Annotated in this window: 18 protein-coding genes; 8 read left to right on the top strand and 10 right to left on the bottom strand. The window is 67.3% G+C overall.

The genetic code is table 11. From position 1 onward, the window contains the following. Window positions 1-93: 93 nt before the first annotated feature. Window positions 94-1,434 carry a phage tail protein gene (locus tag BX604_RS29025; protein WP_098554285.1) on the top strand — a complete coding sequence of 447 codons (1,341 nt, stop codon included), beginning with the start codon at window positions 94-96 and terminating at the stop codon, window positions 1,432-1,434. 108 nt (window positions 1,435-1,542) lie between these two features. Here BX604_RS29025 and BX604_RS29030 read toward each other — a convergent pair whose 3' ends face one another. After that, complete coding sequence (locus BX604_RS29030; protein WP_098554286.1) at window positions 1,543-2,730, bottom strand: glycosyltransferase; 1,188 nt, start codon at window positions 2,728-2,730, stop codon at window positions 1,543-1,545. Window positions 2,731-3,127: 397 nt separating this feature from the next. Here BX604_RS29030 and ispH point away from each other — a divergent pair, with 397 nt between their 5' ends. Both ispH and hpnH read left to right on the top strand, forming a co-directional pair. Then, the gene (gene ispH / locus BX604_RS29040) at window positions 3,128-4,069 is read left to right on the top strand and encodes a 4-hydroxy-3-methylbut-2-enyl diphosphate reductase (RefSeq protein ID WP_098554288.1); all 942 of its coding nucleotides are present in this window, start codon (window positions 3,128-3,130) and stop codon (window positions 4,067-4,069) included. Between the two features lie 12 nt (window positions 4,070-4,081). Next, on the top strand, window positions 4,082-5,242 hold the full coding sequence (gene hpnH / locus BX604_RS29045; RefSeq protein WP_098554289.1) for an adenosyl-hopene transferase HpnH: 1,161 nt from the start codon (window positions 4,082-4,084) through the stop codon (window positions 5,240-5,242). A gap of 153 nt (window positions 5,243-5,395) precedes the next feature. Here the strand turns inward: hpnH and BX604_RS29050 are convergent, their stop codons facing one another. From BX604_RS29050 to BX604_RS29065, 3 genes are all read right to left on the bottom strand, one after another. Continuing rightward, a complete protein-coding gene (locus BX604_RS29050) occupies window positions 5,396-5,656 on the bottom strand; it encodes a hypothetical protein (protein ID WP_098554290.1) in 261 nt (86 codons plus the stop codon). Between the two features lie 152 nt (window positions 5,657-5,808). Beyond that, on the bottom strand, window positions 5,809-6,288 hold the full coding sequence (locus BX604_RS29055) for a hypothetical protein (protein WP_098554291.1): 480 nt from the start codon (window positions 6,286-6,288) through the stop codon (window positions 5,809-5,811). A 223-nt stretch (window positions 6,289-6,511) separates the two neighbouring features. Then, window positions 6,512-6,889 (bottom strand): hypothetical protein, encoded by a 378-nt coding sequence (locus BX604_RS29065; protein WP_098554293.1) that lies wholly within the window; start codon window positions 6,887-6,889, stop codon window positions 6,512-6,514. Between the two features lie 491 nt (window positions 6,890-7,380). Here BX604_RS29065 and BX604_RS29070 point away from each other — a divergent pair, with 491 nt between their 5' ends. Beyond that, on the top strand, window positions 7,381-7,734 hold the full coding sequence (locus tag BX604_RS29070; protein ID WP_098554294.1) for a DOPA 4,5-dioxygenase family protein: 354 nt from the start codon (window positions 7,381-7,383) through the stop codon (window positions 7,732-7,734). 123 nt (window positions 7,735-7,857) lie between these two features. Then, window positions 7,858-8,289, top strand: a complete 432-nt coding sequence (locus BX604_RS29075) for a nuclear transport factor 2 family protein (protein WP_098554295.1) — start codon at window positions 7,858-7,860, stop codon at window positions 8,287-8,289. Window positions 8,290-8,379: 90 nt separating this feature from the next. Here the strand turns inward: BX604_RS29075 and trhA are convergent, their stop codons facing one another. From trhA to BX604_RS29090, 3 genes are all read right to left on the bottom strand, one after another. Further along, window positions 8,380-9,000 (bottom strand): PAQR family membrane homeostasis protein TrhA, encoded by a 621-nt coding sequence (gene trhA / locus BX604_RS29080; RefSeq protein ID WP_098554296.1) that lies wholly within the window; start codon window positions 8,998-9,000, stop codon window positions 8,380-8,382. 210 nt (window positions 9,001-9,210) lie between these two features. Then, the gene (locus BX604_RS29085; RefSeq protein ID WP_012367086.1) at window positions 9,211-9,417 is read right to left on the bottom strand and encodes a YbdD/YjiX family protein; all 207 of its coding nucleotides are present in this window, start codon (window positions 9,415-9,417) and stop codon (window positions 9,211-9,213) included. A 12-nt stretch (window positions 9,418-9,429) separates the two neighbouring features. Continuing rightward, entirely contained in the window at window positions 9,430-11,508 is a 2,079-nt protein-coding gene (locus tag BX604_RS29090; protein WP_098554297.1) for a carbon starvation CstA family protein, read from the bottom strand. Between the two features lie 278 nt (window positions 11,509-11,786). Between BX604_RS29090 and dapF the strand changes: the two genes are divergently transcribed. Next, window positions 11,787-12,596 (top strand): diaminopimelate epimerase, encoded by an 810-nt coding sequence (gene dapF / locus BX604_RS29095; RefSeq protein WP_098554298.1) that lies wholly within the window; start codon window positions 11,787-11,789, stop codon window positions 12,594-12,596. A 75-nt stretch (window positions 12,597-12,671) separates the two neighbouring features. Here dapF and BX604_RS29100 read toward each other — a convergent pair whose 3' ends face one another. Both BX604_RS29100 and BX604_RS29105 read right to left on the bottom strand, forming a co-directional pair. Next, a complete protein-coding gene (locus BX604_RS29100; RefSeq protein ID WP_098555062.1) occupies window positions 12,672-13,100 on the bottom strand; it encodes a PRC-barrel domain-containing protein in 429 nt (142 codons plus the stop codon). Between the two features lie 417 nt (window positions 13,101-13,517). Beyond that, a complete protein-coding gene (locus BX604_RS29105) occupies window positions 13,518-14,648 on the bottom strand; it encodes a 3-deoxy-7-phosphoheptulonate synthase (protein WP_098554299.1) in 1,131 nt (376 codons plus the stop codon). Between the two features lie 252 nt (window positions 14,649-14,900). On the opposite strand from BX604_RS29105, the gene BX604_RS29110 reads away from it, so the two are divergent. Beyond that, complete coding sequence (locus BX604_RS29110; protein ID WP_098554300.1) at window positions 14,901-15,455, top strand: hypothetical protein; 555 nt, start codon at window positions 14,901-14,903, stop codon at window positions 15,453-15,455. Between the two features lie 28 nt (window positions 15,456-15,483). After that, entirely contained in the window at window positions 15,484-15,906 is a 423-nt protein-coding gene (locus BX604_RS29115) for a hypothetical protein (RefSeq protein WP_098554301.1), read from the top strand. Window positions 15,907-15,968: 62 nt separating this feature from the next. On the opposite strand, the gene BX604_RS29120 is transcribed toward BX604_RS29115, so the two are convergent. Further along, complete coding sequence (locus tag BX604_RS29120) at window positions 15,969-16,679, bottom strand: YceH family protein (protein WP_098554302.1); 711 nt, start codon at window positions 16,677-16,679, stop codon at window positions 15,969-15,971. Window positions 16,680-16,684 lie beyond the last annotated feature (5 nt).

Raw genomic sequence — 16,684 nt, forward strand, 5'->3', positions numbered from 1 at the left:
TTCACGCCGCCTTGCGCACTTTGTTACACGTCGCTGACGGCCCGACCCCGGCGCAGCGGTTAAAATCGCGGGTCTTACGCAGAGAAGACACGCATGAACCTGAACGAACAGATCGATTCGCTCACCGCGGGCGTCGATCAGCTCCTCCACGATCACCACGCCGCGCAGCAGGCAGCACGCAGCGCAGAAGCGTTCGCGCGCGCCGCCGCAGCGGAAGCCCGGGCCGCAGCCGAACGTCACGCCGCGGCGGAAACCGAAGCGCAGGCTGCCGAGCAGCGCCACACGGCTGCCGCCGCGCAGGCCGAAGCCGCGCAGCAGCGCCATGTCGACGCCACCGCCACGGCCGAAGCCGCCGCCCAACGCCACAACGACGCCGCCGCGCAAGCCGAAGCCGCTGTCCAGCGTCACGCTGAAGCGACCGCGCTGACCGAAGCGCTCGCCCAACGTCACGCGGATGCCGAAGCCGCGTCGCAGCGTCATGCGACCGCGATCGCCGAAGCCGAGGCGGCCGCCCAGCGTCATCACGCCGCCGCGACCGAAGCGGACGCCGCCGCACAGCGCCATGCCGTGGCCACGACCGAGGCCGAAGCCGCCGCGAAGCAGCACGCGGAAGCGACCGCCGAAGCGGAAGCCGCGACGCAGCGCCACGCCGCCGCGATCGCCGAAGCCGAAGCGCTCGCGCAGCGTCACACGCAGGCCATCGCCGAAGCGGAAGCCGCCGCGCAGCGTCACGTCGACGCGGCCGCCGAGGCCGAAGCCATCACGCAACGCCACACCGAAGCGATCGCGCAGGCCGAAGCCGCCGCGCAGCAGCATGCGGATGCGACCGCCGCGGCCGAGCGCCACACGAAGGCCATCGCCGACGCGGAAGCGCTGGTCGAAGCCGTCGTGCAGGAAGCCGCAGCGACGGCCGCAGCGCCAGCAGCCGCAACGGCAGCGGCACTCGCCGCCGAAGTCGTCGAACCGGCGGCCGAGCCGGTTGAGCCGGTTGAGGATGCAGCCGCACCGGTGACAACCGATGCCGCCGATGCAGCGCCGGCGGACGCAGGCACCGCCGCCGTCGCGGCGACCGCGACCGAGGCTGCCCCCGCAGCCGAAGCCACCGCGGACAAAGCGACGCTGCACGTCGCCCGCCCGTCGCAAAACGAGCTGACGCTGACCGTCAACGGCCAGTCGATCACGCTGCACCCGGAGCAACTGGGCCAGCTGATCGAGGAACTCGCGCATGCGCGCGCGTCGATGCAGCCGGAACCGCCGCCGGGCATCCCGTCCGGCTGGCGCTTCGTGACGACGAAGAACCCGATGATGGCCGTGCAGAAGCAGTCGAACGGCGACCGCCTGCTGGTCGCGCGCCACACCGGCTACGGCTGGGTGCCGTTCACGTTCTCGCCGGACGTCGTGGTCCAGATGTACATGATGCTGACGCAGCGGTAAGCACGCGCGGCCTGCGCCGCAAACGAAACAGCCCGACCGGTTCGCACCGATCGGGCTGTTTGCTTTCCGGCGTCCGGGAACGGACAGCCGGCCTGTGCCGGCCGCCGCTCAGCGATCCACCGGCGCCTGCACGCGCGCCTTCCACTGGCCGCCCTTGCCGCGCCAGTAGCGCCACGCGGACGCGAACGTCGCGCCGACGTAGAACAGCGCGACGAGCGGCAGCGCGGGCGCCCACAGCGGCGAGCGCCGGTAGTAGCGCAGCATCGGCGCATACGCGGTGCACATCGACGCCCATGCGAGCCACGCCGGCCATGCCCGCGCGCCGTACACGAGCGCGGCGACCGGCGGCACGAGATAGATGATCGTCATCCCGAGCAGCGTGCCGGCGAGCAGCAGCGGCGAATAGTGGAGCTGGGTGAACGCGGTGCGCGCGATCATGTTCCAGATGTCGCGCCAACTGTCGTACGGGCGCAACGACACGCTGCGATCGGCCAGGTCGAGCCGGATCGGATGTCGGCCGCTGCCGCGATGCTTGATCTGCGCGGCGAGGCTGCAGTCGTCGATCAGCGCGCCGCGGATCGATTCGATGCCGCCCGCCTCCTCGAGCGCGGTGCGCTTGACGAGCATGCAGCCGCCGGCGGCGCCAGCCGTCCGGTTGCGCGGATTGTTGATCCACGAGAACGGATAGAGCTTCGCGAAGAAGAACACGAAGGCCGGGATCAGCGCCTTTTCCCAGAACGAATCGCAGCGCAGCCGCACCATCAGCGACACCAGATCGCGCTGCTCGGCCTGCGCGCGCGTGACGAGCTGGGCCACCGCGTCGGGCGGATGGCCGATGTCGGCATCCGTCAGCAGCAGGTAGTCGGCCGGCAGCCCGAGCGTACGCACGGCCGCGATGCCCTGCGACTGCGCCCACACCTTGCCCGACCAGCCGGCCGGCAGCGGCTTCGCGGCCAGCACCGTCAGGCGGTCGGCGCGGTTGATCGCGAGCGCGGCCGCGCGGGCGGCGTCGGCCGTGCCGTCGTCGCTGTGGTCGTCGACGATGATCAGGTGAAACTCGCCCGGATAATCCTGCTCGAGCAGCGACGTCGCCGCACGGGCGATCACGTCGACCTCGTTGCGCGCCGGCACGACCGCAACGACGGCCGGCCAGCCGGCGTCAGCGGCAGCGCCGCGCGCGTCGGGCGGCAACGCCCGCGCCGGGCGCGCACGCCAGAAGCCGCCGCGTGCGACGAGCAGCACGATCCAGATCAGCAGCGACAGGCCGGACACCAGGAAGGTCATCGCCAGCATCATCGGCACACCTCCTGCCGGGTGCTGGTCCACTCAATAGGGGTCGGAGTAAAAACACCCAAATCCGCATGGGCGGCAGGGTAATACGCGTGAGAATCGACGGTCATCGAATGGCCTTGAAATGAGCGCGACGCCGGGCAGCCGGACAGGCTGCCCGCGAAACCGCGCAGTTTACCGGGTTCCGCGTCCGTGAGCGCCGACGGGGCTCCGCGGCGGTTGCAACAGTGCCGATGCAGCACCAGAGCAAGGACGGCCCGATAGAGTTAAAATGCGCGATTAATTCGGGGTTCCGAGGCCTGGCTTGGCCGGTTCGTTTCCTGCCTTCATAACATCAAGCCGGGGCGAGCGGGCAGTGCCAGCTCCTCGAACCCCGGCGTCTGTCGTCGGAGTTCGCTCACTTATGCGAGTCATCCTTGCCCAGCCCCGCGGCTTTTGTGCGGGGGTTGTCCGTGCGATCGAGATCGTCGATCGCGCGCTGCAACAGCACGGCTCGCCGGTCTATGTGCGCCATGAAATCGTGCATAACCGGCATGTCGTCGAAAACCTGCGTAATAAAGGGGCGCGATTCGTTGAGGAGCTCGACGAGGTGCCGCATGGCGCCGTGGCGATCTTCAGCGCCCACGGTGTCGCCCAGACGGTCGAGCGCGATGCGCAAACGCGCGGGCTCGACGTGCTCGACGCCACCTGCCCGCTCGTCACGAAAGTGCACGTGCAGGGCCGGCAATATGTCGCGGCGGGCCGCCGGCTGATCCTGATCGGCCATGCGGGCCATCCGGAAGTCGAGGGTACGATCGGCCAGATTCCGGCCGAGGTGATCCTCGTGCAGAGCGAGGCCGAAGTCGGCACGATGACGCTGCCGGTCGATACGCCGGTCGCGTACGTCACGCAGACGACTTTGTCGGTCGACGACACGCGCGGCATCATCGAAGCGCTGCAGCGCCGGTTCACCGACATCGTCGGCCCGGACACGCGCGACATCTGCTACGCGACGCAAAACCGCCAGGCCGCCGTGCGCGAACTGAGCGAGCAGGTCGATGTGCTGCTGGTCGTCGGTGCGACGAACAGCTCGAACTCGAACCGCCTGCGCGAGATCGGCACCGAAAGCGGCGTGCCGAGCTATCTCGTCGCCGACGGCTCGGAAGTGAAAGCCGAATGGTTCGCGGGCGTGCAGACGGTCGGCCTGACCGCCGGCGCGTCGGCACCCGAGGAAATGGTTGAGGATGTAATCAGCGCGCTGCGTGCGCTGGGGCCCGTCGATGTCACGACGATGGCGGGCCGTGAGGAAAAAGTCGAATTCAAGTTGCCGGCGAAGCTTACGCAAGCTGTCGCCCGCGAAGTTTAAGGAGGACATCTCTTGTCTATTCCGCTGCTCCAGCAAGTCCGCGTCGGCGCATACATCATGCGCCAACACCTGTCCGGCAACAAACGCTATCCGCTCGCGCTGATGCTCGAGCCGCTGTTCCGTTGCAACCTCGCCTGTAACGGCTGCGGCAAGATCGACTATCCGGACCCGATCCTGAACCAGCGCCTGTCCATCGAGGAATGCCTGGAAGCCGTCGACGAGTGCGGCGCACCCATCGTGTCGATCGCCGGCGGCGAGCCGCTGCTCCACAAGGAGATGCCGGAAATCGTCAAGGGCATCATGAAGCGCAAGAAATTCGTGTACCTGTGCACGAACGCGCTCCTGATGGAAAAGAAGATGGACGACTACGAGCCGAATCCGTACTTCGTCTGGTCGGTCCACCTGGACGGCGACAAGGAAGCGCACGATCACTCGGTGTCGCAGGAAGGCGTGTACGACAAGGCGGTCGCGGCGATCAAGGAAGCGAAGCGCCGCGGCTTCCGCGTGAACATCAACTGCACGCTGTTCAACGATGCAGTGCCCGAGCGCGTCGCGAAGTTCTTCGACACGCTGGGCCCGATCGGCGTCGACGGCATCACCGTGTCGCCGGGCTACGCGTACGAGCGCGCACCGGATCAGCAGCACTTCCTGAACCGCGACAAGACGAAGAACCTGTTCCGCGAAATCCTGAAGCGCGGCGAAGGCGGCAAGCGCTGGTCGTTCAGCCAGTCGTCGCTGTTCCTCGACTTCCTGGCCGGCAACCAGACGTACAAGTGCACGCCGTGGGGCAACCCGGCGCGTACCGTGTTCGGCTGGCAGAAGCCGTGCTATCTGGTCGGCGAAGGTTACGTGAAGACCTTCAAGGAACTGATGGAAGACACGAACTGGGACAACTACGGCGTCGGCAACTACGAGAAGTGCGCGGACTGCATGGTCCACTGCGGCTTCGAAGCCACCGCCGTGATGGACACGATCTCGCATCCGCTGAAGGCGCTGCGCGTGAGCACGAAGGGCATCAAGACCGACGGCCCGTTCGCGCCGGACATCTCGATCGCGAAGCAACGCCCGGCCGAGTACGTGTTCTCGCGCCACGTCGAGATCAAGCTCGACGAAATCCAGCGCGCCGGCAAGGGCAAGCTGCAGAAGCCGGCCAAGCCGGCAACCGCGGCTTAAGCGCGTTGCGCTGCACGGAGGTTCACGCCTCCGCGCCAGCGGGCCACGAAAAAGCGCCACGGAGTGCATTCGCTCCGTGGCGCTTTTGTTTTGTCGGCGGTCGTCATGGGGCACCGCGTGCGCGCGCCGCATGAGCCTGCAAACGCCGCCCGCCTAGTGCCGCGACTCCGCCGCCGCGATCAGCTGCCACGCGGTCGGCCCGCGATCGAGCAGCGGGTCGGACGGCGGGTCGAGATCGTGCCGGTGCGCGTCGTCGGACGGCAGCGTCTGCGACTTCGCGATGCCGATTTCGTCGCCGCACACGGTGCACCGATAGATGCCCGCCACCGTCACCTTGCTGCCGGGCAGCAGGTCCTCACTGAATGCGCGGCCGCTTCCGCACGTGAAGTAGCCGCCGATCCTGTATAGCGCCATCGCGCCTCCTGACCGAAACGAATGCGTTCGCGTCGACACGCACGATCATCGCGAACGCGAGGAGGGATCGTCATCGCCCGAACGCGTGCGGGCTGCCGTGACGACCCCGGATGGCGAGAGCCGGCCTCAGGGGCCGGTCGCGTTGCCGCCGCTCAATGCAGAACGGCCGGTTCCCGCAGCTTCGATGCCGCCTGCTCGACCAGTGCCGGTTGCCCGGCGGATGCGAACGCGCAGACGTGATCCCACAGCTCGGCCAGCCGATGCCGCGTGAGCGTCGCGACGCATGCGTCGTTCGCGGCGAGCACGCGTTCGAGCACCGCGCATTCATCGTCGTGCAGCGTCCATGTGCCGCTTTGCGCGGCGCGCGCCACGCTCGCGTCGAGCACGCGCTCCGCCTCGACGCACAGGTCGATGCTCGCATCGGCGCATACGTCGTCGTCGAGCGCGAGGAACACCAGATAGACACTCGTGCGCAACCGCATCAGCAATGTTTCGCTGCCGTGCTCGCCACGCAGCGCGACGAGCGCCATGTGGCATTTCAGCGAGATGTCGCGCACATGCGCGGGCGGCAGCGGCAGCAGCCATTCGCGGGTCAGCGGCGCATGCCGACGGCCTTTTCGGACAGCCTTCATGATTCGCACCCGCTTGCGAACGCATCGTCCGCGATCCATACCGGCCACGCCGTGCGGCACGCGACAGCGCCGCGGCTCGCGTCCCACCGGCCGTTCGCCCGACTCCGTGCATCGGACGCATCGGCCCGCCGCCACGTCGCACGCTCACCGTAAAACCGGCGCAATGCCGACGCGCGCAACACGTCGGGGAATCGGTTCGGGCATCCCATGCTCGTCTCCCGCATCAGAACGTGTTCTCGCCCTTCAGGTAGTACGCGGTCTTCACGAAGAACGCCTGCACCGGATGGCCGCCCTGCGCAGCGCCGGCCGCGCGCGCTTCCATCGCGGCCCGCTCCTCGCGCGAGCGGTCGGGCACCGGGTTCCTCACACGCTCCAGTGCGCGCTGCATCGCGAGCGGATAGTTCTGGTTGCCGGCCGTCGTCGCACGATAGCCGGCGCGCGTCATCTGCATCAGCTGCACGTCGGTTTCGGCCCGCGCCGCCGACCAGGTCAGCGGCGCGACGTTCGGCTGCCATTCGGCATTGGCTGTCTGTGCGAAGCTCGCGGCAGGCAGCGCGGCAAGCGTAACGGACAGAGCAGCAAGGGAAACGAGGGATCGCATAGTGGCCTCCAGATGGTTGCGTCCGCATCGATCATCGTCGATGCCGTGCAACCATCGTAGGCTGCGTCGCAATGCGCTTGAATAGCCGATTCCGCAATTGATATTTTCAGCGCGACAATCCGGGCCGCGATCCGCGTGATTCGCCAATGCCGCCGAACCGGAATTTCTTTATTTCATTCAAATACCTGATCGCATTTTTCCAGACGATTCGCAGTCGTGCATCACGCGTCTTTTCAGTTTTTGAAATGACATATTGCCGACGCGAGAATCGGCCGCAGCCCGTGCCGGCGCGGCTTTCGACGCGATGCGATGCAGGCGGGCACGAACGGGAAAAACAGCGGCACGCGAGCCGGATAGTCGGACCCATGCGCCACCCGTCGCGCCGATATCCCGCGCTACGACAAGACGTGTCCGACAAGGAAGCGCGATAATTGCGCATCGTGCCGTATGTCACGGCGCTCACGCATGCCCTTTTCTTCTCGAGTCCTGCCATGGCTGCCATCGACACCACTGCCATCACGAGTTGGCACGCACACGTCTACTTCGACGCCGCGAGCCGCGACGCGGCCTGGGCGTTTCGCCTGATCGTCGAAGAGCGCTTCGGCGCGATCATCGAACTCGGCCGCTTTCACGAACGCCTCGTCGGTCCGCATCCGGCGTGGTCGTATCAGATCGCGTTCGGCGCCGCGCAGTTCGACGCCATCGTGCCGTGGCTCGTGCTGAATCACGGCGCGCTCGATATCTTCCTGCATCCGAACACGCACGACGAATTGCGCGACCATCGCGATAGCGCGGTGTGGATCGGCAAGTCGCATGTGCTGAATCTCGGGGCGCTGGGGGGCTGAGGCGGTCGGCGGCACGCGGCCGCGTTCGGCACGCGCGACATTCACGTTTCGGCCCGGCGTGAAACGTCCGGCCGCGTTGCATCAATACAGTGGTTCCGTTATCCACGTTTGCCGGAACCCGCCATGACGCACGCCGACACCGATGCGCAACGCATCCATCACAACTGGCACGCCGCCGTCGTCGCCCGCGACCTCGACGCGCTGATGTCGCTGTACGCGGACGACGCGATACTCGAAACGCCGCTCGTCGTCGTCACGCTGCCCGAGCACGGCTCGGGCGTGCTGCACGGCAAGGCCGCAATCGGCGCGTTCTTCGCCGCGGGGCTGCGCAATCCGGGCAACCGGCTAGGACGCTGGTACCGCACGGACCTGTTCTTTTCGAACGGCAAGCAGCTCGTGTGGGAATATCCGCGCGAAACCCCGGAAGGCGATCAGGTCGATCTCGTCGAGGTGATGGATCTGCGCGACGGGTTGATCGCGCATCATCGCGTCTATTGGGGGTGGGTCGGGTTCAAGGTGCTGCGTAACGTCACACCAGCGGCCGGTCGCACCTGATGCCGACGACCGCGAAGCATGCGCGACGCGCCTGCTCTGGCCGGCACGACCGTCGCATGCGACTGCGCATTCGCCGCCGCCCCGCGCCGCTCACGCGACATACATCGCGACACTGACGAACTGGCACAGGCTGCCGGCCAGCACGAAAAGGTGCCAGATGCCGTGCCCGTGACGAATGCGTTCGTCGTTGATGAAGAAGTAGATGCCGGCGCTGTAGATCACGCCGCCGGCCACGAGCCATGCGGTGCCGACCGGCGGCAGCGCGTGGATCAGCGGGCGGATCGCGACGAGCGCGAGCCAGCCCATCAGCACGTACAGCACCATCGACACGATGCGCGTGCGCCTGCCCAGCGTGAGTTCCTGCGCGATCCCGAACGCGGCGAGCCCCCAGCTCACGCCGAACAGCGACCAGCCCCACGGACCGCGCAGCGTGACGAGCGTAAACGGCGTGTAGCTGCCCGCGATCAGCAGATAGATGGCCGAATGGTCGCACTTCTGCAGGATCGCCTTGAGCCGCGGATTGCGCACGCTGTGATACAGCGTCGAGATCGCATAGAGCACGATCAGCATCGCGCCGTACACGCTGAAGCTCACGATCTTGTAAGGATCGTGGTCGAGCGCGCCCATCGTCACCAGCGCGACCAGCCCTGCCACCGACAGCACCGCGCCGACGAGATGGGAAATGCTGTTGAAACGCTCACCGACATGCACGACGGATTCTCCTGCGCGGATTCATCGGAAAAAAGAGAGTCATATGATACCGGCCGAAGGATTAAGCCGCGCTGAAGCCGGTCAAACGCCGCGGCGACGGCAGCGTGCCCCGCATCATCCGGCCCCCAAGGAAAAAGCGCCGCGAATACCTTCGCGGCGCTTCCTGGTCCGTCACCGGACGGCCTTACCGGACGACTGCTTCGGCCCGGTTCAACAGCACTTCCCTGCCCCCGACCCGTACCGCGCGTTCTGGCGTTCGCGGAAAAATTCCTCGTACGTCATCGGCTCGCGGTCCGGATGGGTTTCGCGGATGTGCGCGACGTAGGTGTCGTAGTCGGGCAGGCCGACCATCAGCCGCAACGCCTGCCCGAGGTAACGTCCCGCGCTGCGCAGGTCGCCGCCAAGATCGCTGAACATCGCGGCCTCCCGTTATCGGCCGCTGCCGAGCGCCTGTGCGGCCGGCAACGGCTCGTACGGCGTCTCGCGCACGGTCGGCTTCGACTCGCGCCGCGCGCGCAGCACGGCGATCACGCCGTACACCGCGATCGCCACGACGACGAAGATGAACAGGCCGGCCAGCGCCGCATCGATGTAGTCGTTGAAGATGATCCGCTGCATCTGCGCGATCGACTTCGCCGGCGCCAGCACCTTGCCTTCGTCCACGGCAGCCTGCAGCTTCGCGGCGTGCGCGAGGAAGCTGACCTTCGGGTTCGCATCGAAGATCTTCTGCCAGCCGGCGGTCAGCGTGCAGATCAGGAGCCACACGGTCGGCACGATCGTCACCCATGCATAGCGCTCGCGCTTCATCTTGAACAGCACGACGGTGCCGAGCACCAGCGCGATCGCGGCGAGCATCTGGTTCGAGATGCCGAACAGCGGCCACAGCGTGTTGATGCCGCCGAGCGGATCGACCACGCCCTGATACAGGAAGTAGCCCCACGCGGCCACGCACAGCGCGGTGGCGACGAGGTTCGCGGGCAGCGACTCGGTGCGCTTGAGCGCCGGGTGGAACGTGCCGAGCAGGTCCTGCAGCATGAAGCGGCCCGCGCGCGTGCCGGCGTCGACCGCCGTCAGGATGAACAGCGCCTCGAACAGGATCGCGAAGTGATACCAGAACGCCATCATCGCTTCGCCGCCGATCACCTGATGCAGGATGTGCGCCATGCCGACGGCCAGCGTCGGCGCGCCGCCCGCGCGCGCGATGATCGTCGTTTCACCGACGGCCTTGGCCGTCTGCGTGAGCATGTCCGGCGTCAGCACGAAGCCCCATTGCGTGACGGTGTTCGCCACCGCTTCCGGCGTCGAGCCGAGCACGGCCGCCGGCGCGTTCATCGCGAAGTAGATGCCCGGCTCGATCACGCAGGCGGCGACCAGCGCCATGATCGCGACGAACGATTCCATCAGCATCGCGCCGTAGCCGATGAAGCGCGCGTTGGTTTCGTTGTCGATCAGCTTGGGCGTCGTGCCCGACGAGATCAGCGCGTGGAAGCCCGACACCGCGCCGCATGCAATCGTGATGAACAGGAACGGGAACAGGTTGCCCGACCACACCGGGCCGGTGCCGTCGACGAACTTCGTCAGCGCGGGCATCTTCAGTTCCGGTGCGACGACCAGGATACCGATCGCGAGGCCGAGGATCGTGCCGATCTTCAGGAACGTCGACAGGTAGTCGCGCGGCGCGAGCAGCAGCCACACCGGCAGCACCGACGCGACGAAGCCGTAGCCGATCAGGATCCACGTGAGCTGCGTGCCGTTGAACGTGAACCATGCGGCGAGCGTCGGCGAATCGTGCACGGTCTGGCCGAACGCGATCGATGCCATCAGCAGCACGAAGCCGATGATCGACACTTCGCCGATGCGGCCCGGGCGGATGTAGCGCGTGTAGACGCCCATGAACAGCGCGATCGGAATCGTCGCGGCGACGGTGAACGTGCCCCACGGCGAATTGGTCAGCGCCTTCACGACGATCAGCGCGAGCACCGCGAGGATGATCACCATGATCAGGAACGCGCCGAACAGCGCGATCACGCCGGGCACCGTGCCGAGCTCCATCTTGACGAGGTCGCCGAGCGAGCGGCCGTCGCGACGCGTCGAGATGAACAGCACGATGAAGTCCTGCACCGCGCCGGCGAACACGACGCCGGCCAGGATCCACAGCATGCCGGGCGTGTAGCCCATCTGCGCGGCAAGCACGGGGCCGACGAGCGGCCCGGCGCCGGCGATCGCGGCGAAGTGATGGCCGAACAGCACGTACTTGTTGGTCGGTACGTAGTCGAGGCCGTCGTTGTATTTCACTGCCGGCGTCATCCGCAGCCCGTCGAGCTGCATGACCTTGCTGGCGATGAAACGGCTGTAGAAGCGATATGCGATCAGATACACGCAGACTGCGGCGATCACGATCCAGAGCGCGCTGACGCGTTCGCCGTGCGCAAGTGCGATCGTCCCGAATGCGAACGCGCCGAGCAGCGCGACCGCGATCCAGAGCAGGGTACTGGAAGCCCGATTCATGGCGTCTCCTGGTCTCCTATGTGGTTTTGAGTGGATCCGGTGAAGCGCCGAACCCGCGTGACGTCGATGCGTCGTGCCGCGTCTCGTGGAAGCCGCGGCGGTGGGCCGTAGTATTCCGCGCGACAGGGGACGCTTACAAGCGCACAACTACGTATGCGGGGCTACGTAGAATTACGTAGCTGTGGGTCATGTCGCGTCACGGGCGCGTCGCCGGGCGGCGATTGATCGCCGCCGGCAAGCCACGTACAGTATTTGCCTGCCTCGATTCCGGAACCGCCATGCCGATCGGATTTCAGAAGATGAACGCGAACGGCGACGACTTCGTCGTCGTCGACCTGCGCGGCCAGGACGCCACGCCGCGCATCGACCGCGAACTCGTGCGGCGCATGGGCGATCGTCGTTGCGGCATCGGCTTCAACCAGCTCGCGGTGATCTCGGACTGCGACGACGCGGCCGCCCGCGTCGCATTCTGGAACCCCGACGGCTCCGCGCTCGATACCTGCGGCAGCGCGACGCGCGGCATCGCGTGGAAGCTGATGCGTGAAACGGGCGGGTCGTCGGTCGTGCTGCGCACCCACCGCGGGCTGCTTGCCTGTGCGCGGGATGCGCACGGACTGATCACGGTCGAGATGGGCGCGCCGCGCATCGGCTGGCAGGACGTGCCGCTCGCCGAAGCCGCCGACACGCTCGCGCTCCCGCTGCCCGGCGCGCCGGCCGCATGCAACATGGGCAATCCGCATTGCACGTTCTTCGTCGACGATCCCGGCGCGCTCGATATCGAAGTGCTCGGGCCGGCGATCGAAACGCATCCGCTGTTTCCGCTGAAAACGAATGTGCATGTCGTGCAGGCCGTCAGCCGCACGCATATCCGGCTGCGCATCTGGGAGCGCGGCGGCGGCGTGCCGCTCGGCTCGGGCTCGTGTTCGTGCGGCGCGGTGGTCAACGGGATCCGGCGCGGGCTGCTCGACGAGACCGTGCGGGTCAGTTGCGATGGCGGGGATGTCGTCGTGCGGTGGGACGGCGCCGGCAGCAGCGTGTTGCTGAGCGGGCCGGTCGCGTTCGGTTTCGACGGGGTGTGGACGGCGTGACGAGCCGGCGTGGCGATCGCCGGCAGAAGCGATCTGCCGGGCCCGGTACATGCAGGATGCGCCGGGCCGCGTGCATCAGTGCTTGTCGTCGATCTTCTTCGGCTTCGGCGGCGACGGCACCTTCGCGTACTGGAACGCCGGCGTCGCCTTCAGCGCATCCTTCGTCGCGCCCGGCAGATAGATGTTGCCGTTGCGCACGTCGAGCGACGCGATCGGCACCGCGACGTCGTGCGCGGCCACGCCGAGGAAGCCGCCAGCCGACACGATCGCGGCCGACACCGAGCCGTCCGGCGCGACGATCAGGTCACGCACCTTGCCGACCTTCTGGTTCGCGTCGTTGTACACGGCCTTGCCGAGCACGCTCTTCTTCACGCTCCAGCCTTCGAGCAGCGCCTGCGATTGCTCGACGGTAACGCTGAGCGGCTGCGCGCCGGCGATCTGCGCGTGCGCGCTGATGCTCGAGGCGAGGATGGTTGCTGCGATGACGGTCTTGTAGAACTTCATGTGCATGGCACTCCGGTTCGATTGTTGTTGATTCCGGCAGCAAAGCGACGCGGGTGCAACGACTGATCCGTGTGCGCCCCGCGTCCCGCGCTTCGCCGGTAGCGTGACGGCCGGCCGCACCGCCACTGCGTGTGTGCGTAGCGAACCGGCATGGCCGGGTCGCAGCGTGCAACACGGCGCTCATGGTAGCGGCAATCGGTGGATCGTGCGTTCGGGCTGCAGTGGCGCAGAGGGGTCGAGCCGGACGAAGATCAACGATGGCGTGAACAGGTGGCGGGCGAATAGCGTGCGGCGCGAGCTCGGCGCGAAAAAACGGCGGCGTGCACGTCGATCAGGACACCATCGCAGACGCGCGACCGTTCCTCGCCGCCGTATCGCAATACGCATGCGGCGGGGCACCGCCCCGCCCCCGCTGCGTCACGCGTTGCGCGAATACACGCGCCGATGCCGCACCGCCTCGGCCAGCACGTCGAGCACCGGCTCCGTCTGCGCCCAGCTCAGGCACGCATCGGTAATCGACACGCCGTACTGCAACGGCACGCCCGGCTTCAGATCCTGACGCCCGGCTTCGAGATGGCTCTCGACCATCACGCCGACGATCCGGTGCTCGCCCTGCGACAGTTGCCGCGCGAGATCCTGTGCCACCTCGATCTGCCGTTCATGCGACTTGTTCGAGTTCGCATGCGAACAATCGACCATCACCTGCTCGCGCAGCCCGCTCTTGCGCAGCACCGCGCAGCACGCCTCGACATGCTCGGCGTCGTAGTTCGGCCCGCTCTTCCCGCCGCGCAGGATCACGTGCGCGTCGTCGTTGCCGCGCGTCTCGAAGATCGCGGCCATCCCCATCTTCGTCATCCCCATGAACGCGTGGCTCGCGCGCGCGGCGACGATCGCATCCGATGCGACCTGCACGCCGCCGTCGGTGCCGTTCTTGAAGCCGATCGGGCAGCTCAGCCCCGACGCGAGCTGGCGATGGCTCTGGCTCTCGGTCGTGCGCGCGCCGATCGCGCCCCACGCGATCAGGTCCGCGATGTACTGCGGGCTCAGCAGGTCGAGGAATTCGGTCGAGGCCGCAAGGCCGAGCGCGTTGATGTCGAGCAGCAGTTGCCGCGCGGCGCGCAGCCCTTCGTTGATCCGGAAGCTGCCGTCCAGACGCGGATCGTTGATGTAGCCCTTCCAGCCGACCGTCGTGCGCGGCTTCTCGAAGTACACGCGCATCGTGATCAGCAGGTCGTCCTTCAGCGCATCGGCGGCGGCCTTCAGCCGGCGCGCGTATTCGAGCGCCTGGCCGTGGTCGTGAATCGAGCACGGGCCGACGACGAGCAGCAGACGGTCGTCGCGGCCGTGCAGGATGTCGCCGATCGCGCGGCGCGTGTCCTCGACGAGCGTCTGCGTGCCGGCCGGCACCGGCAGTTCGTCCTGCAGCAGCGCCGGCGAGATCAGCGGACGCACCGCGCCGATGCGGACGTCGTCGATGCGCGTGGTGTCCTGCGTCGCGTCGGCGCTGCCTACCTCGCGATCGTGGGAAGGATTGTCGAGGTTCTGCATGGCGATTCTCCGGGGACGTCTGGAATGATGGGGAGGCTCGATTATGGCACTCGCGCGCGGCGACAGCGCCGCGCGACAGGGGGAATGCGATCGACGTCAACGCGGCGGCCCGCGAACCGATCCGCGCGCGCCGGCCGTTCGGCCGAGTGGTCGCGCGTCACGGAAGTACCGTACGATCGTGGCTGTCCGCTGCCGAAGCGCGCCGCCGCTCGCCGGCGACGGCGGCCCCGCAACCCGACCCAACCCGCCACGATGACCGTATCCGAACTGCTCAGCGCCATCCGCCAGCCTTACGCCGACCTGCTCGCGCAAGCAGCAACGCAACCAGCAGCCGTCGTGGAACCGGCCTACCGGAAAGCCGACGGCACGCTGGCCACCGAAGGCCCGCTCGCGCTGCCGTGCCGCGCCGACCTCGTCCATACCGCAGGCGAATCGGCCGGCCAGCCCGCGATGGTCGACTCGACCGGGCAACTGGATTTCGAGCCATTCGCGTTCGAACTTGAAACGGCGACCGTGTCGATCGGTCCGTTCCTGTGGGACTGGGCGACGATCGACGCGGACGGCCTCGACGAAGCCGCGGCAACCGACGCGTTCAAGGCGTGGTTCTTCGCATGGTTCGACGCCGACGACGCCAGCGTGCCGGCCGAAGACGGCCTGCACGGCATCGTTCACTATCTGTCGGAACCGGCGCGCACCGAACAGGGCTGGCGCGTCAACACGGATCTCGGCTCGGCGCCGGGCGCCGCGCTCGAAGATCTGCTGTTCCGGCTCGTCGACGCAGGTGCCACGCGGATCACCGTCGGCTGACTCGCTTCTCCATCACGCGGACACGAACATGAAAAAGGCACTCGCCGCCGTGCTGCTGTGCATCGCATTGCCCGCCTCGGCCGACGTCACCACGGAAGTGCTGTGCTTCCGGACAACGGGCGACAAACCCGTGCGCTTCGAGTTGCGCACGTATTACGACGACGTGGCCAAGTGGCAAGGCGGCGTCGTCCGGTATGCGAAATCGAAGACGGCGATCCCGCTGCTGTTCAAACACGAGGATCAGGAAGAACTCGCGGAAGGCCGTCCATATCAGTTCACGACCACGTGGTGGGAAATGGTCGACGGCAAGGTCAACGGCGAATACGAGATGATGAGCCAGGGTGCGATCGTCTATTCGATGACGTACACGAATGCGCGCACCGGCAAGAAGACCGCTTTCGAGTGGGCGCAGGACGTCGACGCGTCCGCAAAGACGGGGTGCCGCTGGTAATGCGGGTGCATCACCCGGCGCGCCTGCCTGCGCGCCGGTGCGGTGCCGGCTCCGGCGGTCCGTCAGCCCACGTCGGCCGGCGGATCGACGTCGATGCCGAGTTCGGCCGCCATCCGCTGAACGAGCGCGTTCAGGCGCGCGACTTCATCGGAAAGGCGCTTCTGCTCGGCCTTCAGCGCCTCGAATTCGGACGGCGGAACGGAATCCGCGCCGCTGCCCGTCTCGGCGCTGGCGAAGTCGGCGAGGTTCACTTCCCCGCACATCAGGTGCATCCAGCGATTCTCGCGTGCGCCCGGTGCACGCGGCAGCCGGACGACGAGCGGCTGCGCACGCGCGGCGAGTTCGTCGAGGAACGCCTCGACCGACGAGATGTCCGCGAAGCCGTGCAGGCGCGCGCTGTTCAGGCGCAGCTCGGCGGCCGTCTGCGGGCCGCGCAGCAGCAGGATCGTCAGCAGCGCGATCGCCTGGCTCGGGATGCCGAGCACGCGGTTCGCGTTGTGTTCGAAACGCGGCACGCGGCTGCTGCTGCCCTCCATCACGAGGCTCAGGTGCTTGAGCCCGTCGAGCGCGGTCGTGACTTCGTCCTCGCTGACGTTCATCACCGGCGAGCGCGCGGTTTTCTGGTTGCAGCCCGAGGTCAGTGCATTCAGCGACAGCGGATAGGTGTCCGGCACCGTGTGCTGCTTCTCGACGAGCACCCCGAGAATGCGGGCCTCGAGGGGCGTGAGTTCGCGCAGGGCGCGTGGCGTGGGCATGTCCGGCGTGGTGTTCATGGTGG

Source organism: Burkholderia sp. JKS000303, assembly GCF_002563755.1.
GTDB lineage: Bacteria > Pseudomonadota > Gammaproteobacteria > Burkholderiales > Burkholderiaceae > Burkholderia > Burkholderia anthina_B.